General features: G+C 39.5%; 18 protein-coding genes. 15 read left to right on the forward strand and 3 right to left on the reverse strand.

Annotation, left to right across the window (positions count from 1 at the left end):
- Positions 1-24: 24 nt before the first annotated feature.
- From ACO6S2_RS11065 to ACO6S2_RS11105, 9 genes are all read left to right on the forward strand, one after another.
- The gene (locus tag ACO6S2_RS11065; RefSeq protein ID WP_422358613.1) at positions 25-2625 is read left to right on the forward strand and encodes a TonB-dependent receptor; all 2601 of its coding nucleotides are present in this window, start codon (positions 25-27) and stop codon (positions 2623-2625) included.
- Between the two features lie 109 nt (positions 2626-2734).
- Positions 2735-3640: a FecR family protein gene (locus tag ACO6S2_RS11070; RefSeq protein WP_422358614.1), complete on the forward strand. Its 906-nt coding sequence runs from the start codon at positions 2735-2737 to the stop codon at positions 3638-3640.
- 26 nt (positions 3641-3666) lie between these two features.
- Complete coding sequence (locus ACO6S2_RS11075) at positions 3667-4713, forward strand: hypothetical protein (RefSeq protein ID WP_422358615.1); 1047 nt, start codon at positions 3667-3669, stop codon at positions 4711-4713.
- Between the two features lie 153 nt (positions 4714-4866).
- A complete protein-coding gene (locus ACO6S2_RS11080; protein ID WP_422358616.1) occupies positions 4867-5241 on the forward strand; it encodes a hypothetical protein in 375 nt (124 codons plus the stop codon).
- Positions 5242-5377: 136 nt separating this feature from the next.
- On the forward strand, positions 5378-6121 hold the full coding sequence (locus ACO6S2_RS11085) for an acyl-[acyl-carrier-protein] thioesterase (protein ID WP_422358617.1): 744 nt from the start codon (positions 5378-5380) through the stop codon (positions 6119-6121).
- Between the two features lie 168 nt (positions 6122-6289).
- Entirely contained in the window at positions 6290-7213 is a 924-nt protein-coding gene (locus ACO6S2_RS11090; protein WP_422358618.1) for an ATP-binding cassette domain-containing protein, read from the forward strand.
- A gap of 11 nt (positions 7214-7224) precedes the next feature.
- Complete coding sequence (locus tag ACO6S2_RS11095; RefSeq protein WP_422358619.1) at positions 7225-7950, forward strand: ABC transporter permease; 726 nt, start codon at positions 7225-7227, stop codon at positions 7948-7950.
- 44 nt (positions 7951-7994) lie between these two features.
- A complete protein-coding gene (locus ACO6S2_RS11100; RefSeq protein WP_422358620.1) occupies positions 7995-9506 on the forward strand; it encodes a GldG family protein in 1512 nt (503 codons plus the stop codon).
- 11 nt (positions 9507-9517) lie between these two features.
- Complete coding sequence (locus ACO6S2_RS11105) at positions 9518-10426, forward strand: DUF4340 domain-containing protein (protein ID WP_422358621.1); 909 nt, start codon at positions 9518-9520, stop codon at positions 10424-10426.
- Positions 10427-10461: 35 nt separating this feature from the next.
- Here ACO6S2_RS11105 and ACO6S2_RS11110 read toward each other — a convergent pair whose 3' ends face one another.
- Entirely contained in the window at positions 10462-10929 is a 468-nt protein-coding gene (locus tag ACO6S2_RS11110; protein ID WP_422358622.1) for a CBS domain-containing protein, read from the reverse strand.
- Between the two features lie 201 nt (positions 10930-11130).
- Here ACO6S2_RS11110 and ACO6S2_RS11115 point away from each other — a divergent pair, with 201 nt between their 5' ends.
- The 3 genes from ACO6S2_RS11115 to ACO6S2_RS11125 all read left to right on the forward strand — a co-directional run bounded on the left by ACO6S2_RS11115 (position 11131) and on the right by ACO6S2_RS11125 (position 17524).
- Positions 11131-13161, forward strand: coding sequence for a tetratricopeptide repeat-containing sensor histidine kinase (locus ACO6S2_RS11115; protein ID WP_422358623.1), 2031 nt, complete (start codon positions 11131-11133; stop codon positions 13159-13161).
- Positions 13162-13908 carry a LytR/AlgR family response regulator transcription factor gene (locus ACO6S2_RS11120; protein WP_422358624.1) on the forward strand — a complete coding sequence of 249 codons (747 nt, stop codon included), beginning with the start codon at positions 13162-13164 and terminating at the stop codon, positions 13906-13908. It abuts the gene before it with no gap.
- A gap of 199 nt (positions 13909-14107) precedes the next feature.
- Positions 14108-17524: a T9SS type A sorting domain-containing protein gene (locus tag ACO6S2_RS11125; RefSeq protein WP_422358625.1), complete on the forward strand. Its 3417-nt coding sequence runs from the start codon at positions 14108-14110 to the stop codon at positions 17522-17524.
- Positions 17525-17746: 222 nt separating this feature from the next.
- Here the strand turns inward: ACO6S2_RS11125 and ACO6S2_RS11130 are convergent, their stop codons facing one another.
- Positions 17747-20152: an ABC transporter permease gene (locus ACO6S2_RS11130; protein WP_422358626.1), complete on the reverse strand. Its 2406-nt coding sequence runs from the start codon at positions 20150-20152 to the stop codon at positions 17747-17749.
- A 108-nt stretch (positions 20153-20260) separates the two neighbouring features.
- On the opposite strand from ACO6S2_RS11130, the gene ACO6S2_RS11135 reads away from it, so the two are divergent.
- Together ACO6S2_RS11135 and ACO6S2_RS11140 are read left to right on the forward strand one after the other, a co-directional pair.
- Positions 20261-20707 (forward strand): nuclear transport factor 2 family protein, encoded by a 447-nt coding sequence (locus ACO6S2_RS11135; protein ID WP_422358627.1) that lies wholly within the window; start codon positions 20261-20263, stop codon positions 20705-20707.
- 125 nt (positions 20708-20832) lie between these two features.
- Positions 20833-21132, forward strand: a complete 300-nt coding sequence (locus tag ACO6S2_RS11140) for a GIY-YIG nuclease family protein (protein WP_422358628.1) — start codon at positions 20833-20835, stop codon at positions 21130-21132.
- Positions 21133-21252: 120 nt separating this feature from the next.
- Here the strand turns inward: ACO6S2_RS11140 and ACO6S2_RS11145 are convergent, their stop codons facing one another.
- Positions 21253-22908, reverse strand: coding sequence for a M1 family metallopeptidase (locus ACO6S2_RS11145; RefSeq protein WP_422358629.1), 1656 nt, complete (start codon positions 22906-22908; stop codon positions 21253-21255).
- Positions 22909-23130: 222 nt separating this feature from the next.
- On the opposite strand from ACO6S2_RS11145, the gene ACO6S2_RS11150 reads away from it, so the two are divergent.
- Positions 23131-23925 (forward strand): alpha/beta fold hydrolase, encoded by a 795-nt coding sequence (locus ACO6S2_RS11150; RefSeq protein WP_422358630.1) that lies wholly within the window; start codon positions 23131-23133, stop codon positions 23923-23925.
- The last annotated feature ends 33 nt before the right edge of the window (positions 23926-23958 follow it).

Below are 23958 nucleotides of genomic sequence, written 5' to 3' on the forward strand. Positions count from 1 at the left end.
TTAGTCCTCTTTGGCACCAATGCCATGAGTCAAACCTTAGCAAAGGATAGTATTTCATTGGCCGAAGGTTTGAGTAGGTTGTCTCAAAAGTATCACATCAAGTTCGCTTTTGACCATGCGCAACTTAATCAAGAGAGAGTAAGTTGGACTGATAATCAGCATTCTCTTGAATCCTCTCTTTCTCAAATTCTTGAAGGAAAAAAGTATCGTTTTGAAATTCAGGATGACGTCGTATTAATCATTCCAAATAAATCGGAGATTAGAAAAAATATTGCTATTACAGGAACCGTGGTAGACGAAAAATCAGGTGAGCCATTGCCCAATGCCACAGTTTCATTACCTACTTCCGGAAAATACACTATTACCAATCAAGAAGGGAAATTTAGCTTTGTCAATGTTCCATATGATACTTCAACCATCTATGTTAGATATCTGGGCTATGATCAGCATATTTTGAATATTCAAAATGATGCAGATCAAACGAAAATGAATGTGAATATGAAGGCATCTTCAAGTTATTTGGAAGACGTCGTTGTGACTGATCATACCTATCAGGTTTTGGAATTTGGGACAGACCCTTCTCATATTACTTTAGACCTTAAAGAGTTTAATAGCATTGCGAACTTTGGTGAACCGGACGTATTTAGAGCTGTGCAGTTGTTACCGGGTATTAGTGCCACCAACGAAACCTCCTCTGGCTTGATTATCAGGGGAGGGTCTCCAGAGCAGAACTTAATTTTATTTGACGGGTTTACTGTTTATCATTTGGATCACTTCTTTGGTATCTATAGTGCTTTCAATAGCAATGTGATAAAGGATGTGCAATTGCATAAGAGCGGTTATGGAGCGAAGTGGGGCACAAGAGTGTCTGGGGTTATGGATATCACGGGTAAGTCCGGAAATACGAGAGCAGTCTCTGGAAACATAGGAGTCAATCTGATTAGTGCTAATGCAATGCTAGAAATACCAGTGTCAGATAAAACATTTTTGTTGGTGGCTGGTAGGAGGGCGTATACCGATATTATTCAGAGTGATTTATATAAAAAACTTTTTGACCACTCTCAATCTAACGAACTGAGGGGGACAATCATCCAAGAGGAAAATTTCACTGATGAGCCCATCACTTCAGATTTCTATTTTTATGACATGAACGTGAAAGCTACACATCATTTCACAGACAATGACGTGATACAACTGAGCTACTATCAAGGTAAAGACGATTTGAATCAATCAAACACCTACCTTTCGCAAATTGATGAGGATGATTTTTCCTTATTGGAAAGAATACAAACCCAAGAACATTTAGAGTGGGGAAATTATGGGAGTTCTTTGGTTTATAGCCGACTATGGAACAATCAGTGGTATAGCAAAGTCTCTTTTTCAGCTTCCAATTTTTTCAGAAATCAGAATTTTTCACAAGAGTATTCCTTTGAATATGACTCTTTAGGTGCAGGAGGTATTGATGAGTATAGCTACCTTTTTAGAAACGAAAACGAAATTTCTGAATTCAAAATAAGCTTAGACGCAGAGTATAAAATTAGTGATCGACACATTTTAGATATGGGTATTTTTTCTGTGAATAGTGATGTGAGATACCAAAACTTCTATGATGCCACTTTAGAAGATTCCGATTTGAATATTGAAGATGACGGTTCAGTAGTAGGAGGGTTTGCGCAATATACCTTTCAGCCCGATCAAAAACTCTTAATGAAAGCAGGTTTGAGGGTGAGCGGATATTCTTTAATGCCTAATGCTTACTGGGAACCACGTTTTTCTCTTAGATACAATCTGAAGCCCACTTTTTATTTGAAAATGTCTTATGGTAAATATTATCAGTATGTGGTCAATGTTGGAGGGGAAAACCCCACGCTAAACGCTGGTGACTTTTGGCTGATGGGAGGTCAAGATGGTGTGCCAGTTTTAGAATCAGATCATTATGTTTTTGGTTTCAATTGGAATAATAGATTCTTTGAGATAGATGGAGAAGCGTATTACAAAAGTGTCGATAACTTGAGTAATTACATTTTTGCGTCGTCTTTGGATAATGACGATGATGGTTTTTTGGAGTTGTTTTTCCAAGGGCAAGGTAAAGTATATGGGGTCGATTTTATGCTGAAAAAGGATTTGAAGTATTATACAGGATGGGTCTCATATACACTATCGAAAAATCAAAATCGGTTTTCAGATGTTAACAATGGGGATTGGTATGCTAGCGACTATGATGAGCGGCATGAGCTCAAATTTGTCAATATGGTTAATTTCAAAAAATGGGAGTTATCCGCTACGTGGATATATGGTTCTGGGCGACCATACAGTGTAAATACATCTAACAGTACTGATTCCACTTTTTTTGATTTTGGGGTAAATGTTGAAAATCCCAATTCAAAAAGAATTCCAGCCTATCACAAGTTAGATTTGGGCGTTTCATACTTACAAAAATTGCACAAAGGCCAACTAAGGCTAGGTCTTAATTTGCTCAATGTGTATAATAGAAAGAATATAAAATCTATTAATCAATTTGCCTCCATTTCTGATGATTCAAACGCAAGTGATCAGTCTTTTTCAAATCAAAAAGTAGAACTACTTGGGTTTACACCAAGTATTTTCGTGAATTATTCTTTCTGACTAATTCGCTATAAATCAGTTGGTTAAAAATTTATTTTTCTTTTTTTTGAGATTCTGGTAGGGTGTTTTTTTCCTTATAAGTAGTTGTTATTGTATTTCATAAAATACTTTGACACTACGAAAGAACGATATCGAAATTTTACATCAACTGACATCAGAGGTCAGTTCAGGTCCGGAGGAGATCAATAGAGATTGGTCTTTATTAAGTGAAATTCTCAGCACTTCTGCCAAATGGCAAGTGGCAAGTACCAAAACTCCAGATATCACTGCTCTTCTCGAACGCGCGACAACCGAAGCCCAAATACAAAAATCAGAAGCTAACCGCTATGGTCTTGTAGCTGCCTCTATTGCCATATTGATAATGGTCTGTATTTCATTGGTAAGACTCAATTCAACCATAGAAATAGTAGTGCCTTTGGCAGGAATGAAAACCGTATGGTTGCCGGATAGTTCCAAAATTATACTCAACGCTGGTGCTACCTTGTCCTACCCGAAGAATGACTGGGACCGATCAGTGTATTTACAAGGGCTTGCCTATTTAGAGGTCAGAAAAGGGTCGAGATTCACCGTTTCTACTGATCAGGGAGAGGTAGAAGTGTTAGGTACGAGTTTTAATGTATCGGCTTTAGGGCAGCAATTTGTTGTAGAGTGTATTACAGGCAAGGTGGCGGTCACGAGTAGTGATGATGAAAATCCTGTGATTTTAACACCTGGATTCAAAACATACAAAGATCATAATTCTGGTTTATTGATTCCCGACAGATTTGACGTGAATCATAGTAAGGAGTGGGTAGCAGGTGTCTTCAATTTTAGAAATAGGCCCATGAGTCAGGTGTGGGATGAGTTTGAAAGACAATTCAATATCAAGGTAAACTATAACGCCACTGCTGAGCGATTTTACACAGGAACCTTCAAAAATGATGATATGACAAATGCTTTGGTGAACATCTGTAAACCAATGAATATGAGATTTGAAATTGATCAAATCAATAAAATAGTAACAATAAGTGAATAACCTTTTTTAACTAAACAATTTATATTATGAAAAAGATGAGTTTGATTTTAGGTGTTTTTGTAACCATGTTATATGTTCTCACAGCATGTGAAGATAATGCGACACCAACACCAGATTTGAGCACCAGCAGTGCAGAAAAAGCAGCTTCGGTAAAAGCAGCCTTGAAGCTAATGTCGAATAGTCAAGCCTTGGAAAGACTAGGCTTTGGTTCGCCTTCCATGTTCAACGAGAACTTTGGTATAACATCAAAGCAAAGTGCAAATGGGGCGAGAAAATTATCTACTGCAAGACAAGCATCAAGCAATGGACTATCCATGGCTAGATCCACCAATGATTCAACTGATATAGACGATCATGAGGAATGTGAGTGGACAACTTGTGCCACTGAGACCTTTGAGGAAAATAGTGATGGTAGCTACACTTGGACACTAGATTATGGAGTAGATGGATGTGAAGAGTATGGGTACTTCATGAAGGGTAAATTGATTGAAACTTTTGTTGAAAATGGGAATGAATTTTCTGGCACTATTGAATATGTAGGTTTTGGAGATGAGTATTCTACGATGACAGGAACTGAAACCTTTTCTGGAACATGGGAAGACTCTGGCAATTCCGAGGACTCTACAGAATGGGATTATTCAGGATCTTACGAATACACAGAAGATCTGACATATTTGTACAAGGAAGACGACGTTGAGGAAGAATATACTTTGAAAGCAAGCGGTAAAGAAACTTATGATGAAGAGGGTTTCACACAAGATGAAGGAGAATATACCTACACTGCTTCGAATGGAGACTTTTTTAGCGGTGTCATCAGTGTGCCGTTGTATTACTCTTATACTTGTGACAGCGATTTTGAAGATAGCTGGGTGTTTGTAGATGTGTCTGGAGTGGAAAACTTTAGTTATCAGGAAGGTGATGAAAGTGGTGAGTTTAGTATCAACTATGGTGATGGATCTTGTGATAACATCATTAGCATTACAGAGAATGGAGAGACTTATGATGTTGACCTGGGAGAAGAGTGGGATGAAGAATGGAGCGATGAAGCAGATGGAGAAGAATCAGGAAGTTAATTGACGAGAATATTTAGGTTTTTTAGATTAGATAAAAGGTGTGCCATAGGCATGCCTTTTTTTATCTTGAAATAATTCAAATATCCTATTACTCCCCTTTGAATTAAAAATCAATTGACATAGATTTGCACCTCGAAATTTAATAGCAGAACAATGGCTGTAACAAGATTAAAAAGAAAAGGAAGAAGAAATAAAGTAGTTGCTAAGGCAAAAGTAGATAGAATCCAAAGATTGAGTTCTACTCCAGTGATCAAGCAAGTTGATGTGGAGCAGATGAAGGAGGAGTTTAAAACTGCTGCAAAAGCACCTAAAAAAGCCGCTGCTAAAAAAGAGGAGGCTCCTAAAGCTGCAGCTGTAGAAGCTCCAGTTGAAGAAAAGAAAGCTGCACCTAAGAAGAAAGCTGCTGCGCCTAAAAAAGAAGCAGAAGCAAAAACTGAAAAGAAGCCGGCTGCAAAGAAAACTGCTGCGAAGAAGCCAGCAGCAAAAAAAGCTGCTCCTAAGAAAAAAGAAGACAAAGAGGAAAAATAATAAGCATCAAGCTTACACTCAAGAAACCATCTCGATTGCTATCGGGATGGTTTTTTTATATCCTATTTTTTAATGAATATGGAATAATTATCCATTGAATAATTATTTTTCTCCTTTGATCATTTAATCAACCCAAATGGACGATTCCATCTATTACCATCACCTACAGGTTTCTTCAAAAGACTGCACCAAACATAAATCTATCAAGCTACCCAATTTGCTTGATCACATGCAAGAGGCTGCGTGGTTTAATGCAACAAAGCTAGGTTTCTCTACTATTGACCTGATGGAAAATAATATCACCTGGGTGATGAATAGAATGAGACTTGAGATTACCAGATTACCTAATCACAAAGAAAAAATCAAAGTGGAGACTTGGCCCGCTGGGATGGATAAGTATTTTACAAAACGAGATTTTAGGGTTTGGAGCGAAGAAGGTGAGCTATTGGTGGAAGCTACCTCCAATTGGTTGGTGATGGATATCAACGAAAGAAAACTGATTACGATTCCGGATTACATCAAAGAAGCCAACTTTGTGGTGGACCGCAACAATGTGCATCCCATTACCGATAAGGTAAAGTATAGCACAGAGTTAACCGAGCGAACCAAGGATATACAAGTTTCCTGGTTTGACATAGACATCAACGACCACGTCAACAATATCAAATATTATCAATGGGTATTGGATAGTTTGGGTGGAGAGTATTTGAATAGCCATAGTCTAAAGAAGATAGACATCACCTTCAAGCACGAAGGAAAATACGGAGATGCGTTTGCCTCTAAATCATATTTTGATGAAGAACAAAAGGCTTGGTTGCATTCACTTGACCACCTTGAAACCGGCGTCTCTCACATCATTGCTAAGAGCTGGTTTGAGTAGCCTTTTTTGGAGACCCTGTTAGAATTTCAAATCCTAACAGGGTTTAATTTCAAATGAGCTTAACAAAATTTAACATCCTCCCATTTTGCCTCCCTTGAAAATTTAAAATCCGATTTCTATACTTGCGGACGCAGTATAAAAATTATTGAACTCAATTTGTTTTAGTACATGTCGATAGTAATTGAAAATCTGACCAAGAAGTACGGAGAGCAGAAAGCAGTGAACAACATCTCGTTTGAAATTAAAACGGGAGAGGTGGTCGGTTTCCTAGGGCCAAACGGTGCTGGAAAAAGTACCACCATGAAAATGATCACGTGCTATATGTCTCCAAGTTCAGGTGATGTAAAGTTGGACAATCTGTCCATTCTCGACCAACAGGAAGAGGTGAAGAAAAAGACAGGTTATTTACCTGAAAACAATCCACTCTATACGGATATGCCAATTGTAGAATATCTACGATTTGCTGCTGAAATTCAAGGTGTTGAAAAATCTAAAATTTCGTCTCGAATTGCTGAAATGATCGAAATGTGTGGATTGGATTTAGAGAAACACAAAAAAATCAATGAGCTGTCTAAAGGGTATAGACAAAGGGTAGGTCTGGCGCAAGCCATGATCCATGATCCGGAAGTTTTGATTTTGGATGAGCCAACTACTGGTCTTGACCCAAATCAGATCATAGAGATCAGGAAGCTGATAAAAAAACTGGGTAAGGAAAAAACGGTGATTTTGAGCTCGCACATTCTTTCAGAAGTGGAAGCGACCTGTGATCGGATTCTGATCATCAATAGAGGTAGAATTGTAGCCGATGGTTCTTCGGAAACTTTGAGAAAACAATCTCAAGGACAAGAGCTCCTAAATGTAAGTATTGAAGCTACAGATGAAGAAGTGAAGAAGGAGTTACTTGGATTGGCAACGGTAGAGACTGTAACACCCGTAGATGGTAAGTCAGGTTTGTTTACCGTGCAAAGTAAACCAGATCAGGAATCACGAAAAGCCATTTTTGATATGTGCGTAAGCAAAAAGTGGTACCTCACAGAATTGAAGGGAATAGAAACCCAGCTGGAGGATGTATTTAGAGATTTAACGAACTAAAAACATAAGAAATGAACAAAATTTGGATTATTACCAGAAGAGAATTGGCCTCGTTTTTTGATTCGTTGATTGCATATGTAATCATTATCATGTTTTTGGGGTTCACTGGATTTTTCACTTGGCTGGCAGGAAACAATGTCTTCCTTATGGGACAGGCCAATTTGCAAGTCTTTTTTCAGATTGGCTTTTGGACATTATTCTTTTTTATTCCGGCTTTGACGATGAAAATGCTGGCCGAAGAAACCAGATCAGGCACGATTGAGTTGCTTAGCACTAAAGCCATTTCTGATTGGGAGATTGTAGCAGGTAAGTTCATGGCTTGTTTGCTGTTAGTACTGATTGCCCTATCATGTACCATACCATACTATGTTACAGTGAGTCAACTGGGGTCTGTGGATCATGGCGCCATGATCGGTGGATACATGGGCTTGTTGCTCTTGTCTGCGGGTTATATCAGTATTGGTCTGTTTGCCAGCTCCATTACCAACAATCAGATCGTAGCCTTTTTGATCGCCTTGCTCATTGGTATCTTCTTTCAATTGCTCTTCGATATCATGGGGTTCTCTTTCAGAGGTATTGTGGGCAATGTTTTGAATTATCTAAGCATGAGAACGCATTTTGATTCCTTGTCAAGAGGAGTGATTGATAGCCGTGATTTGATTTATTTCTTTTCAGTAATTGGTGTAGGGTTGACTTTTGCCCAAGCCATGCTTTCACGAAGAAACTGGCAAGGTTAAGAGGAGAAGAAAGGAATTACCAAAAAGATTAAAGAATTAGAAACATGAAGAAAAATACTGTAATAATCAGATTGATGGTGTTTGCACTCATTTTGGTAGTGTTAAACATGATTTCTTCGAAACTGTATTTCCGTTTGGATTTTACAGAAGATCAAAGATATACCCTGAGCAAGGCTACCGATGATATACTCACCAACTTGGATGACGTCATCACGGTGAAGGCTTATTTTTCAGAGGATCTGCCCACCCAGCTCATTAGCAATAGGCAGGACTTTGAAGATTTGCTACTCGAATATGAAAATAGGAGCGAAGGGAATATCGTTTATGAGTTTATCAGTCCAAATGAGGATGAAGCCCTAGAAGCGGAAGCCCAGCAAAGTGGAATCCAGCCCATTATCATCAATGTGTCTGAAAAGGATCAGGTGCAGCAGTTGAAAGCCTATATGGGTGCGGTACTGATGATGGGAGATCAGAAGGAGATCATTCCTGTTGTGCAGCCGGGTGTAGATATGGAATACGGTTTGACTACTTCTATAAAAAAACTGTCTGTTACTGATAAGCCTAAGGTGGCATTGCTTCAGGGGCATGGTGAGCCATCTCTACAAGAAGTTGCCCAATTAGCCCAACAGCTTTCTGTGCTTTATGAGGTGGAGACCATTGACTTGTCTGAAAAAACGGAAGTACCTTCCTACGTGAGGACTTTAGCGATCATCAATCCAAGCGATACCATTTCGGCTGTCGAGTTTTCAAGAATTGATGATTTCATGAGCAAGGGAGGGGCAGTCTTTGTCGCTTATTCTAATATGAATGGAGACTTGCAAAGTGGATACTTGAGCAAGGGAACTGATATTGGCTTAGAAAGCTGGCTGAGAAACAAGAATATCAATTTGGGTAGTCAGTTTGTGGTAGACGCACAGAGTGGCTCAGTGAGTGTTCAACAAAACAATGGAGTATTTACGTATCGCTCCCAATTGAAGTTTCCATACTTTCCAATGATCAGCGATTTTCCAGAACACCCAACTACCAATGGATTGGAGACTTTGATGTTGCCTTTCGTTAGCGCGATTAACTATACTGGAAACGATTCTACTGTCAGTTACAGTCCTTTGATGCTGACTTCAGAAATGTCTGGTCTGTCACCAACACCATCCGGCTTGGATATTCAAAAAAGATGGGATGAAAATGACTTCCGCGAAGGCACTCAAACTTTGGCAGTAGCACTAGAAGGTGCTTTGGTTGGAAATCAGGCATCTAAGTTGGTAGTGATTGCTAACGGACAATTCATCATCAATGGCAATCCTCCTCAGCAGATCAGTGAGGATAATGTTAACTTCGCGTCGAATGCTATTGACTGGTTGTCTGATGATACTGGTTTGATCGATTTACGTACCAAAGGTATCACCAACAGACCATTGGAAGCCGTGGAGGATGGTGCACGAGAGATGCTAAAGTATGGAAATGTCATCGTACCGATTTTACTTGTGTTTATCTATGCATTCATCAGAAGGCAGCAGTACATGAGCAAAAAACAACAATGGATGGAAGGAAACTTTTAATCAGCTAAACAATGAAAAAACTATCTAACGGTAAATTAATTGGATTACTTCTGGCTTTATGCCTGATCTACTTTGTGGTGGATTATACTGGTAGTAAGAGCAAGAGCAAGTCGCTGAGAACGGAGTTGGTTGAGATTGATACAGCCAAAGTGAGTCAGATCACCGTGGAAGCTCCCGGGAAGACTAAGGTGCAACTAGATAAAGTGCAAGGAGAGTGGGAGCTGACCTTGGCCAATGGAAAAAAAGTAGTGGCCAGTCCGAGTGCGGTAGATAATGCCCTTTATGCTTTGCTTAGTATCAAACCTTCAAGAATGGCAACTAAATCTGAAGCCAAATGGAAGGATTATCAAGTAGACTCGGCAGGCACTAGAGTGAAAGTGTACGAAGGGAATAATAATTCATTAGACTTGGTTATTGGTCGTTTTGGCATGGAAGGCCAAAGAGCTTACCATACTTTTGTACGTCTGTTCGAAGACAAGGAAGTATATGTAGCAAAAGACTTTATGGGCTTCTCTGTCTCATCCGAAGCCTCAGCCTATAGAGACCAAGTGTTGGCCAGGATTACAAAAGATTCTGTGTCGGCTATAACCTTCAACTATCCTGCAGATTCATCATTCAGGCTAGAACGAATTGGAAATAGCTGGCAAGCCAATGGTAGCCCTGCTGACTCAGCCGCAGTCGCTAAGTATTTGGGAGGGTTAGGTTATGTAAATGGAAAGGATTTTATGGATGAGGAGAAAGATTTAACTGTACCTGTGATGTCCGCGACAGTAGATATGAATAATGGTCAGACCATCTTGTTTGATGCCTATCAGAAAGAGGGTGATTGGGTGTTTCATTCGTCCGACAATGAACTAGGATACTTTAAGGACGAGACTATACTAGACAAAGTGTTTGTTGGGCTATCTGAGTTAAGATAGTCTAAATCAAGAAATGATTTAAAGCGAGGGTTGGTTTAGTGCCAGTTCTCGCTTTTTATGTTTTTAACAGCTCTCATGATATCCTTTTGGCTAATTTGTCCAACTAACTTGCCCGTTTCATCCAATACAGGAAATCTTCTAATTTTCTTTTCCAAAAACATATTGGCCGCTTCAAAAATATTAGTGCCTGGTCGAATGGTTATCACATTTTTAGCCATATGTTCACTGACTTTTCCATCCATGATGGGATGGTTGTGATATTTGCCCTTTACTACTTCTTTAAGGCAATCTCCTTCAGAGATTACTCCACAAAGTTCTTTTTGATCATTGACAACTGGAGCGCCGGATATTCTGTGTTTAAGTAATTCATCTACTACTTCCATCATGCATTGATCAGGGTGAAAGGTGATGAGTTTGGTAGACATGTAATCACTAACCGACACAGGTTGGGCTTCTACCGTAGTATCCTTTTCTATTTGAGCGCCTTTATAACTTTTAACCATGCTAGTAAATGTTTTGGTGGAGTAATAAGTTACTCAATTCCATGGTCAATAGCAATACATCCTTTAAAACTGAGATTGGGTAAAGTAATACATCTCAAAGCAAATGAATTACATCTGTCTACTTGTAAATCTTGCTTAATTTTGGGATAAAATACACATGGCCAAGATCAGGGTGCTTTTATCAATTAACCTAATACCTAAGTGAGACTTAAATACTGCCTATTATATGTTTTTCTGAGTTTGAACGAATTTGCTATAGGACAAAACCAAGCCGTTATAGACTCACTTTTGCCCTTACTTGAAAGTAATGTTTCTACTCAGCAGTTGGTCGATATTTATGTTCAAATCGCTGATGAATATGATAATGTAGATTCTGCAAAGACGGCTTATTATGCCAATCGAGCTATAGATTTAGCAACACGTATAGATTACTATAATGGTATCTCCAATGCCTACTACGAAATAGGATGGGCTACCATGCAGCTAGGATATATTGAAGCATCCAAAGACCTGTATAATAAGGTTTTGAGCTATGCAGAACTGGGCAATTATGATGAGGGTAGATCTAATGCGTACAATGGTCTCGGTTTTATTTATCGTAGAAAAGGTGAGTATGATAGTTCTCGTATGAATTTTTCTCGTTCCCTTAGACTAAGGGAAATGATCGGTAACAAGAAAGGTATGTCTTCTACCCTTGGAAATATAGGTGCCACTTTCGTCGACCAAGGCAATTACCCTGAAGCGTTGAAATGTCATGTTCAATCTATGAAAATAGCAGAGGTCATTCAAGATAAAGTTTCCATGTCCAATGCCTATCATAGTATGGGGCTTATTTTTGATTTTCAGAAGAAATATGATAAAGCTATAGAGTATTATAACGAGGCATTAAGTCTTTATCAAGAAATAGGAAATATCAGAAGCGTCGCATTGATATATAACAACTTGGCAGTTATAGCAAAGAACCAATCAATGGATTCTCTTGCTCTAGAGTATCATTTTAAAGCACTAAAAATTCACACTCTGTTAGATGATAAGAATGCTATGAGTACTAACTATGCTAATATTGGAGGAATTTATGAAGAGCAGAAAAAATTTAAAGAAGCATTAGCGTATCTCAATCGAGCCTATGACATAGCCAAAAGTTTCGGGCATTTGGAGGTAGTGTGCTCAGCCTTAACTTCTAAAGGTGCAGTTCTATATGCCTTAGGAAACTATACTGAATCGAGAAAAGCACTCTCAGAAGGACTTGAATTGGCCAAGAGTTTTGGTTACAAAAAGTTTGTTAGAGATTTGGCTTATCACCTTTCTCTTGTAGAAGAATCAGTAGGAAGGTACAAGGAGGCACATGAGGCATTTGTTACCTACCATCAAATTTATGATTCATTACTCGGTAAAGATAAATCGAATCAGTTATCTACACTTGAAGTGCAATATGAGACTGAAAAAAAAGAACAAGAGATTCATAACTTAAATCAACTGGCAACCATACAATCGCTTCAATTACGAGAATCAAACCTTAATTTGATTATCCTCACCATCGTGCTTGTGGCAGTATTTTTGTCGGCCGTCATTATTTATTTGATCAATCGACAAAAACGACTGGCTCTCAATCAGAAAAATCAAGATATGGAGCAAAAATTGCTTCGCGTACAGATGAATCCTCATTTTATCTTTAATGCCATGTCGGCCATTCAGGAGTTTATGGTGCAGGGGGAGGCGTCTCAGGCAAGCGGATATTTGTCCAAATTTTCTAAACTTATCAGACAGGTGTTGGACAATTCTCGAAGCGATTACATCATACTGGATGATGAGGTGAATATGCTCGAAAACTACCTGAGTCTTCAGAATTTGAGAAGAGATCGACCTTTCGAATATAAGATCGAAATCGACCCTGAGCTTGACACAATGGAAGTAGCTATTCCGCCTATGTTTGCGCAGCCATTCGTTGAGAATGCCATCGAACATGGGTTAGTGGATCAGACCGAACATGCGAGGATTCATATTAGTTTTTCTCTAGAGACGTCTCATCTGAGGTTGCAAATTTCTGATAATGGCCAAGGGATAAGGGATAGCTTCAATAGGACAGAAGGTCATATATCTCATGCTACTCAAATCACTGAGGAACGAATCAAGCTTTTCAGACAAAGTAAAAAAAGAAACATTCTTTTTGATGTCAAAAAATTGAGTCAAGGCACACAAGTAACCTTTAATTTACCATTTGAATATATTTAATTGGAAGCCATACTGATAGACGATAATCCGAGTGTTCGAAATCTTTTGCTAAAGATGCTGGAGAAGGCATGCCCTGATGTGCATGTATGTGGAGTGGCTACCAATGTCCAAGAGGGACTTAACTTGATTGAAACAGTCAATCCCCAATTAATTTTTCTTGATGTGGAAATGCCAGATGGAGATGGCTTTAGTCTGTTGAGACAGGTGCATAAAATCGACTTTCAGGTGATCTTCATTACCGCTCATGAAAAGTATGCACTCAGAGCAATCAAATTTAGTGCATTGGATTACTTGCTCAAACCCATCGACCCAGAGGATCTGATAGCCGCTGTGGCAAAAGCTAAAACGGAATTAGAGCAGGACAATACCCCACAAAAATTAAGCGTTCTCATGCAAAACATGGAGGATCAACTCAAGGTTCCCAAGAAGCTTGTTCTCAAAGACAAGTATGGGGTGCAGATTGTGGCAACCAAGGATATAATAAGGCTAGAGGCTAGCGGGAGCTACACTAAGTTTGTGATTCAGGGTCAGGAATCATTACTGATTTCGAAAGGCATCAAAGAATATCAGGATCTTCTTTCTCCGGACTTGTTTTTTAGGTGTCACCAGTCACATATCATCAATTTCGATTTTCTCTCGCGGTATGATAAGCGAGAAGGAGACTTTCTCCACCTTACCGACGGCAGCAAGGTTCCGCTGGCTGTTCGCAAAAGGGAAGTGTTTCTTGAAAAGATCCAAGCCAGATGATCATTCGTTAAACACGAATATCAAATCAATTCAGACGAATATAAGTCAATCCTATACGCTTAAAATTTTCAATTTTTTTCAACGGTTTGCCAGTCTATTTTCGAATCAAAATTGCTCAATAGCTCAGTAAATGACGCTTTTGAAGTAGTTGTGTTTGAAATTTTAGACCTTAAACCATTGGATTGAAATGAACTATGTTTTGAAAAAAATACTAGCTATTGTTCTGGGTTGTAGCATGTGGCAATGGGGCTACGCTCAGTCACTAACCTATTCGTCGCCAAGCGATATCAGCGCTGCCGAAGTTAACCCTATCTCTGTGTCTTCGAATACATCAGACCCGTACGGGATAGCTTTCAATACTGACGGGACTCAGCTATATGTGATTGGTGGAGCTCAACAAGCGATCTACCAATATGACCTGAGTAGCCCTTACAATACGGCCACGGCGAGCTATTCAGGAAAGTCCAAGGTCTTAGATGCCACCTATCTTGCACTTAAATTTGCTGATAACGGAAATAAATTGTACCTGTCTGGCAACGCTGGTGTGAAAATAGTCACATTAAGTACCCCGTATGATATTACCACTGAGAGCTACTCTCATTTGTATACAGATATATTAAATGTTGATGCTGGGCCAAGAGGTATGGATTTTAGTCCCGACGGTACACAGTTTTATGTTTTAGGCGTGCAGAATAAAAAAGTTTTACAATACGTCTTATCGACGCCTTTCGATTTATTCTCGGCTACAGACTTTAAGGAATTGAATGTGAGTGGACTTGATGAGTTTTTTATGTATGATGTGGCCCTGAATGATGATGGGAGTGAATTATATGTCGTGGGCCAGGCCAGACGAATCAATCAGTATAATCTAAGTTCGCCGTATGATGTATCCACGGGTACACTTCAATCGAACCCGTTCTCATTTAACAATACTTTTGCAGACCCTTCTGGTATTGCATTTAATGCAGATGGTTCACGTATGTTCGTCGTGCGTAGAGATGATGCACAGATTGAAATGTACGATTTGAGTACAGCCTTTGATCCTACCACTGCGAAGATGCTTTTAGGAGAAAAACAATTCGATACATCCGCACAGACCTACGGCATTGATTTTCAGTTTAGTGCGGGTGGTACATTGCTGTATGTGATGGGAAGCTCGTTTGATTTGTACCTATACAAATATGAGTTGACCACTCCCTATGACCTGTCTACCATGTCGTATACAAATGAACGCTTGAGTATGCAGTTTGTAGCCAGCCCTACCGTTACTAAGCCAGCTGGTTTTGTGATCAACGAGGAGGGAACCAGACTGATTATTGCCCATGAGAGAAGGTATATTGAATTAGCATTGAGTACTCCTCATGACATCTCGCAAGCTTCCTATACAGACCGACAATGGGGTTTTGCAGGACAATACGCTACTGATATGATAGGCATGGGGTCGAGCCATGATGGAAAAATGATGTTTGCTCTGGGAGATGTAGGCATATTTGCTTCAGATGTGTGGATGTCAGAGCACACTACTCCATACAGTTTGATTTCTACCTCGTTGTCTACGAGTACAAGAGTGTTGTATGAACATGCAGTCAATCCTACAGATATTGAGTTCAGTAGAAACGGTAGGAATCTTATTGTAGTGTCCACGATTGCCACGAATGGAACCGACCATGATAATGTGGGGATATTGCAATTTGGTCAAACATTTGATTATGGATTGAATGTCGGTGAAATAGGGGCGTTTTTAGATCTACCTACTCAGGCTATAACGTTCCACCCTGACGGTACCAAAATGTTTCACATGAATAATGGAATAATTGCCGAAGTGAACCTTGGTACCACTGTATTTAAAGAAACAGCGGCTGTCAATGGAGCCGTCTCAGGGTCATTAATTGTCAGTATAGAAGGAGATACATTTGTGAATGCAGGTGCTAGTCTAAGTGCTCCTGATCATTTTTCCATTGCCAATTTGCCTGTAGGACTTTCTCCAGTATTCAGGGTGAGCGAAGATGGTACCTATGTTACACTTCTACTTGAGGGTGCCGCTGAAGCTCATGCCCCGACCGATGGGATAGAAGGTTTAGTCTTCAATTTTACTGATGCTGCTTTTACTTCCTCTATAGCTGATGAAGTATCAGGTGCAACTGGCACGAGTTCTAATTTGGGTATTCAGTTTTTTGAAGATACCACAGTACCTAGAATCTTGAACAAAAACAGCCAAATAGTAACAGAAAACCGCACCAACGTTACCACATTGGAAGCGTCCGACGCGGGTCCTGTGAATTTTCAACTGACATCAGGCGCTGATCAAAATCGTTTTGAGATCGTCAGAATTGATGACTCATCGGCAGAGTTAAATTTTAAGGAAGCTCCAAACTATGAAGCCCCACTTGACGCTGACTCGGATAATCTTTATGAAATTGAAATCATGGCTTCAGACGATTCTGGTAACGAGAGTAGATTGACCATAACCGTCACAGTTCACAATGAGTCAGAAGCACCAAAAGTAGTAGAGGAGATCAATGACCAAAACCGGTTAGAAGGATTTGTATCCTATGATATTAATATCACAAATGTTTTTCAGGACGAGGATGCAGGGGACGAAATGCTCATTTTCGCTAACTCATCAAATAGAAATGTTGTAGATGTCTCAGTGACAGGAACACTTGCTGATGGTTTGACGCTGACCATCACTGAGAAAGGAATAGGAGAGTCAGAGATCACCTTAACGGCTCGCGATAAAATATTTTTTGAGGCTAAGGATGTATTTATATTGACCGTAGCTTCAGAAACTAACCAATTGCCAGTGGTAGATGAGATGGTGGATGATTTGAATTTAGTACAAGGGTTTAATTACACAACGCTAGATTTAACTAGTCACTTTTCAGACGCTGATGGAGATGCTATCTATCTCACCGCCACAGGTAGTCAGGAGACTGTAGTTTTGGTAGATGTAGTGGAAAATACACTACTCACCATTTCCGAAAAGGGTACTGGCAGCTCCGAAATCACAGTAACGGCTCACGATGGTCGAGGAGGAACTGTACAAGAAGACTTTACAATCTCTGTAATAGCAGCTGGCAATCATGCACCAACGGTTGATCAATCAATTTCAGATCAGCAGCTAGATGCTGGCTTTGGCGCTTTGGCTATCGACCTGTCTAGTGTGTTTGTAGACGATGATAATGATCCGCTTACACTTAGTGTGTCTTCATCTGACGAGGCTATTGCTACTGGTTCAATAGCTAACCAAACACTCACAATCATTGAAAAATCGGAAGGTACTGCAGAGATGATTGTAGTGGCCAAAGATGAAAATGGTGGAAGTGTTGAAGAGAAATTCAATGTTATAATCACTAACGTACTTGCCATATCAGAGCATGGCATTGAAAAAGCAGTTGTTTATCCCAATCCAACAAAAGATGTGCTTACGATCCAGTTAGGCAAATCCTGGCAAGGACAGTTCAGCGTTGTAGATCAGTCGGGAAAACAAGTGCTAAGCCAGTCGGTAAAAGGTGCTGAATTCACTTTAGACGTATCTCAACTTCAACGGGGTTTGTATTTCCTTCGATTGGAAAACAATGAAGGTAGTAGAAGCTTTAAGTTGGTTAAAGATTAAAATTTCACAACAACAATATGAGTATCGATTATTTACTAATCCAAACTCATCAAATAGGTAGCATGGTGTGCTGCCTATTTTTTTGTTTGTGTATGATAATGAAAAAAGCGAAGCCACCTGATCATTAGGGAGATTTGTAAATGATCAAATGAACTTCGCCATCACCAAGATTTTAACCGCCTATCCGTCTGATTGACAGCATTTCATTTTTAACTAAATATTTTACTCATCCCTTAAAACCTCAGAAGGGTTAGAAACAATCACCTTATAGAAATTACTCAGTACAGTGATTGAGGAGATGATTATGGCCAAGAAACCTGCCAAAATGTAAGGAGCCACGCCAATGTTAATTCGATAAGCAAAATCGTCCAACCACCCTTCCACAAAGTAATAACTGATCGGAATGGCTGATGCAAAGGCGACTACAATTAGGATAAATTGTTCTTTGTATCCTACATAAAAAAGCTTCATGAAGTTGGCACCTAATACCTTTCTGATGCCTATTTCTTTCATTTTTTGTTGGGCAAGGAAAGAGGCTAGTGCGAATAGACCTAAGCACGCAATGATTACTGTCAGCACAGCAAACGTTCCTAGTATAGAACCCATATTGTTCTCTTCTTGATAGAGCTTTCTCAACTCTTCATCAAGCATTTTATAAGTGAATGGTACATTGTTCACATTCTTTTTCCACACTTCCTCTAAGTGTGCCAAAGTTGCCTTATCGGTATTATTCAAACGAATGGCCACATGTCGAGTGAAGAAATTGCCATTGTTTCGTTGTCTGTTTCTTCTTACATCTAGCGCAAATGGACCAATGGGAGAGTGAAGTGATTTATAGTTAAAGTCCTCTACCACACCCACAATCTTCTCATTTCCGTTCCTTGAGACCATACGCTTACCTATAGCGTCTTGAGGGTTGGCATATCCTAGGGTTTTAACCATTGATTTATTGACAATCATGGATAAAGAGTCTTCTCTGGCATAACTCACCGAATAGTCTCTACCAGCTATAATCTCCATGCCCAACGAGGCAACAAACTCCTCATCTACAATTAGCGCAGGGTAGTAGTTCCATTCTCCGGCTGTCATGCCTTCATGATTAAACTCATGGTTGTTATTATTCACCGCCAGGATATCACTCATTATAGTTACGTTCTCTACCGCAACATTGCTCATCAGTTGTGTTCTGAAAGCATCATAAGTTTGACCAATTCTGGTATTGGCTACATCCAGTACCATGATTTTATCCGCATCAAAGCCATAATCTTTGTTGTTCATCATGGACAGTTGATTATAAGTCACATATGTGAATATGATGAGTACAATGGCGATAGTAAACTGAGCGATTACCAATACTTTCCTCAATACTTTACCACTGCCTTGAGAAATCATTTTTCCTTTGAACACCACGAGCGGATCGAAAGAGGATATGAAGAAAGCAGGGTAAACACCAGATAAAAATCCGATTAAGAATACAATGCCAGTCATAATTGATAGCATCTTTAAATTGAATAGTTCACCTACACCAATTTCTAAAGTAGGTTCCAAAAATGATATCGAAGCAAATGATATGGCAAGTGCAAAGATGTAGGCAATGAAAGCAATGATGATCGACTCCGCTAGAAACTGAAGAATCAACTGACTTTTGGTAGCTCCGGTTACTTTTCGAACACCAATCTCTTTTCCCCTTAAAAGGGAATAAGAAGTAGACAGGTTTACAAAATTCACCATGGCAATGATCAACAAGAAGACTGCACATGAGGCGAATATGTAGATGTATTTGATGTCGCTATTTGGTGCCATTTCAAACTCTAGATGCGATTTGAGATGAACATCTTCAATGGGGATTAAATAATGAGAGGTGCCATCTTTCGCTCTGTCATCATAAAATTTATCTATAAACTCAGGTAGTTTGGCTTCAAAATTTTGCGGAGAAACGTTTTCTCTTAGTGTGATGTAGGTCCAAGCTGGATTCCATACCCAATTGCGTTGTAAAAATTGGAAGCCATCCACCGTGGCAAAAGAGTGAAGCATACTTGTTTTGATGTGAGATACCGAATTTTGTCTGTAAACTCCGGTAATTTCAAATTGATTTTGAAAGCCCACACGAGTGATTTTCTTACCCATTGGGTCTTCGTCTCCCCAGTATTTTTTTGCTAATGATTCGGAGATTACTGTTGTGTTAGGTGCGGTAAGCGCTGTTTCTTTGTTTCCCTGAATCAATTCAAAATCCATCATATCAAAGACAGAGGAATCCGTGAAGTACACATACTTCTCATTATAGAGTTCTTGGTTTTCTAGCTGAATGGTGACTATAGGATTCTGAAAGTCAAAAAATCTGACCATGTACTCAATGTCATCAGGAAACTCCTTTAACATGTATTTCCCAGTATTAGGGGGGCAGCTAGAGGAGTTTTCCGTGAAATTATCACTTTTAATGATTTCAGCTACCCGGTACATGCGATCAGAATTAGGATGGCCTGTATCGTAGCTGAGCTCTTTTTTGATATAAAGAGTAATAAAAATAAAGGCGGAAAGGCTAATAGCTAACCCAAGGATATTAATCGATGAAATTAACTTGTTTTTGGCTAGGCTTCTGAGAGTAACTTTTATGTAGTCCGTTAGCATATGAGTTGAGTTTTTGATTAACAGCTATTACGTAGATGCAGTTGCCCTGTTATTAGTTTTACATGAATGGTGATTTTTGCATACCCAAAAACCATTTAACTTAGTCTAATGAACAATTCACCATTAACCCAATGGCATGAGATGTTGGAATCTCAGGATATCAGTCAGCTGGATCAAATTATAGATGCCAAATGTGTATTTCATTCACCTATTGTTTTCAAACCACAAGAGGGCCAGCGATTAACAGTCATGTATCTAATGGCGGCGTTCCAAATGTTTATGGAAGCTGAATATTTCAGGTATATCAAAGAAATTGTACAGGATCAAAATGCTGCTCTAGAGTTTAACGCCGAAATTGATGGAATCCTGATTGATGGTATTGATTTGATCACATGGAATAAGGCTGGAAAAATTATAGAATTTAAGGTGATGATACGGCCCTTAAAAGCCATTGATTTAATAAAAGAAAGAATGCTAGCCCAGCTTAGCAACATGTCCACCTTCGATAAGCTTAAGCTGAACGGTAGGGTGATCTGGGATAAGTTAAAGTCTTAAGTGCTTCCTTCGCGGGCTTGTCCTGCGATCTTCTTGAATAACAGCCGACGCACCCGAAACAGATGCCGCAAGGCAAATTAAAATAATTTTCTGATTGTGATTATTTTTATACTAACCCTAACCTTATGTCTGGAGTCAATTTTTACGTCTACATCATAACCAACAAAAATCATACAGTTCTTTATACAGGATTCACCAGTGATTTAGAACGAAGAATGTTTGAACATAAAACGGGTGTGTACAAAGAATTTTCCTTCAAATACAATTGCAATGAACTCCTTTATTATGAAGAGTTTATTGATAAAGAAGAGGCTTTACATAGGGAACGTCAACTCAAAAAATATAAGAGAGAATGGAAAGAAAACCTCATATGTGGCTTTAATCCATCTTGGAGAGATTTATATGATGACTTTTTATTGGATTAATAGAGGAAGCAAATTTTATCTCCTTCGCGCACCTGTTGCGCGATCTGTTCGAATAGACAGCAGCTGTGTCGGACACAGGTGCCGCAATAAATGCGGCAAGGTGGTTAATTTAATTTATTTTCAAGACCCCATCACGTTCAATACAGACACATAGAAATTTCGATCCACTTCAATGGAGGTGTCTTTAGTAGCCTCAATAAACTGCCAGTTGGTTTTGGTTTCTAACCATTTTTCCTCACCATTCAAATAAACCTTTAATGGCAGGTCAAACCCACTAGCCACGCCAGACCAGCGATAACCCATTCGTCCATCTCGAAATACATATTCAAATATAGGTAAACTGCTGTTTCTCAAATACTGATCAAAAACATACTGAAAGTCTCGCCCTGCTTGTTCACTGATGTATTCTTCAATTTGTTGAGTGGTTACCGTCTGATGGTAAAAAGTCTCATTCAATCCTCTTAAAATGTTTCGCCATTTTTCATCATCATTGATGGCTTGTCTTAGCGTATGCAAGAAATTGGCTCCCTTAGAGTAGACATTACCATGTTCTTCAGAGTTTACATCATAATCGCCGATCATGGGCAGGATATTGTTTATTCCGGCTCTCTGTCCTCTGATGTACTCTGCTCCTGCTTCTTTGCCGAAGAAATATTCGGTATATAACCCTTCAGAGTAGCAGGTGAAACCTTCATGCACCCACATGTCTGCCATGTCCTTGTAGGTAATGTTGTTGGCAAACCACTCGTGTCCAGTCTCATGCGTGATGATATAGTCCCATTTCAATCCCCAACCTGTACCTGATAGGTCAGAGCCGCGGTAGCCATACTGGTAGTCATTGCCATAGGTTACAGAACTTTGATGTTCCATGCCTAAATAAGGAGCTTCTACAAGTTTATAACCATCTTCATAAAAGGGGTAGGGACCAAACCAATGTTCCAAAGCTTCCATGGTTTTAGGGGCAAGCTTAAAGTGTTTTTTTGCTTTTTTAAGGTTTTCTCGAAGCACGTAGTAGTCCATGTCTAAAGGTCCTTTTTCACCCTCATAAGTTTCGCTGAAGTGAACATAGTCTCCAATGTTAATATTCACTCCATAATTATTAATCGGATTGCTGACGAACCAATGGTAAGTTTTGGTACCGTCTTTATTGTCATCTAAACCACGGGGCCTACCATTTGATACATTCATCAAGTGCTCTGGCACAGTGACGCTCATCAGCATGCTATCTACTTCATCGTACATGTGATCCTTGCACGGCCACCAGACACTGGCACCCAATCCCTGGCAAGATGAGCCTACGAAGTCATTGCCATTAGAGTCTTTGTCCCACGAAATACCACCGTCCCATGGAGCATGTTCTGCTTCTACTGGTTGGCCTCCATAAGACAGCACCAAACTATTTACACTCCCAATTTCTTGTTTGTCTCTAAGGGTAATGAAGTGGGCTGGGCCTTCATTGGTGAATTCAAGGGTTTGACCATTTTGAGTGGCACTTTTAAGCGCTAATGGAGCCTGCAAGTCAATCTGAATGATTTGATTTTCGGTTAATACTTTATAGTCTACGCGGTTGGTGCCTTCTATCGTTTTGGTAGCCGGGTCAACGCTGATATCTAAATGATAATAAGTCAAATCCCACCAGATACGCTCTGGAGTAATTGAACCTCTGAGGCTATCAAGTCTGGTATACTTACTATCGGATGGTATATCGACTTTCGATGATTGAAGAATAATGAAAGAAGATAAAGTGGTGAAAAGGATGATGGCTACTCGTTTCATTCTGAGACTGTTGTTTGAAGATCAAAAATAGAAAGAAATCAATACCAGATGTTTGTAGGATTGAGGAATGTTTTTATTGAACACTTTGCCGGTTTGGGTGGAACTATGCTTGGATAATTGGTATCCTATGAGATCGAATTATTCAATCATAAATTTTGATAACTTTGGTTTGTACAAAATCAATCATAAACCTGACTTCGAGTCGTAAAGCAGCTAATACTTATGCCATCAATTAATATCAACGGTGCAGAAATTTATTATGAAATTCATGGGATAGGCCCGGAGACTATTGTCTTTAGTCACGGTCTACTGATGAGTGGGAAGATGTTTAAAGCTCAGGTCGACTACTTCAAGGCGAGGTATAAATGTGTGATTTATGATCACAGAGGACAGGGTAGAAGTGAAGTTACTGAAGAAGGATATGATATCGAGAGTCTGACCTCTGATGCCATTGGCTTGATCAACGCACTGAATTTAGGGCCTTGTCATATGGTAGGGCTATCCATGGGCGGATTCGTGGCCATGCGAATGGCTGCTCGACATCGTGAATTGCTAAAGTCTATCATGTTGATTGAGACCTCGGCAGATTTGGAGCCTAATAAATTCAAATACAATGTGCTCAATACCATTGTTAAACTTTTTGGCGTGAAGGCGGTGATCAATAAGGTAATGCCCATCATGTTTGGTAAAACTTTTCTGAATGATCCGAACCGTCAGGGTGAAGTGGATTATTGGAGAGGAGAGATCCTAAACAATCAAAAGTCTATCACAAAATCTGTCACTGGCGTTATTCAGAGAGATAGCGTGAGCAAAGAACTAGGGAAAGTTTCTGTTCCTACTTTAGTAATTGCCGGAGATGAGGACGTAGCCACGACATTAGAAAAAGCCAGAAACATTAAGCTAAAGATTCCTCAGGCCCACCTAGCCGTCATCAAACGTGCTGGTCATTCATCCACCATAGAAGAGCCTCGACAAGTGATCGAGGCGATGGAAGTGTTTTTGAACGGGGTGCATTAAGGTAACGAAGTAATGATTCAATGAATTCATTCA

Origin of the sequence: Reichenbachiella sp. (genome assembly GCF_965233835.1) — a bacterium.
Lineage (GTDB): Bacteria > Bacteroidota > Bacteroidia > Cytophagales > Cyclobacteriaceae > Reichenbachiella.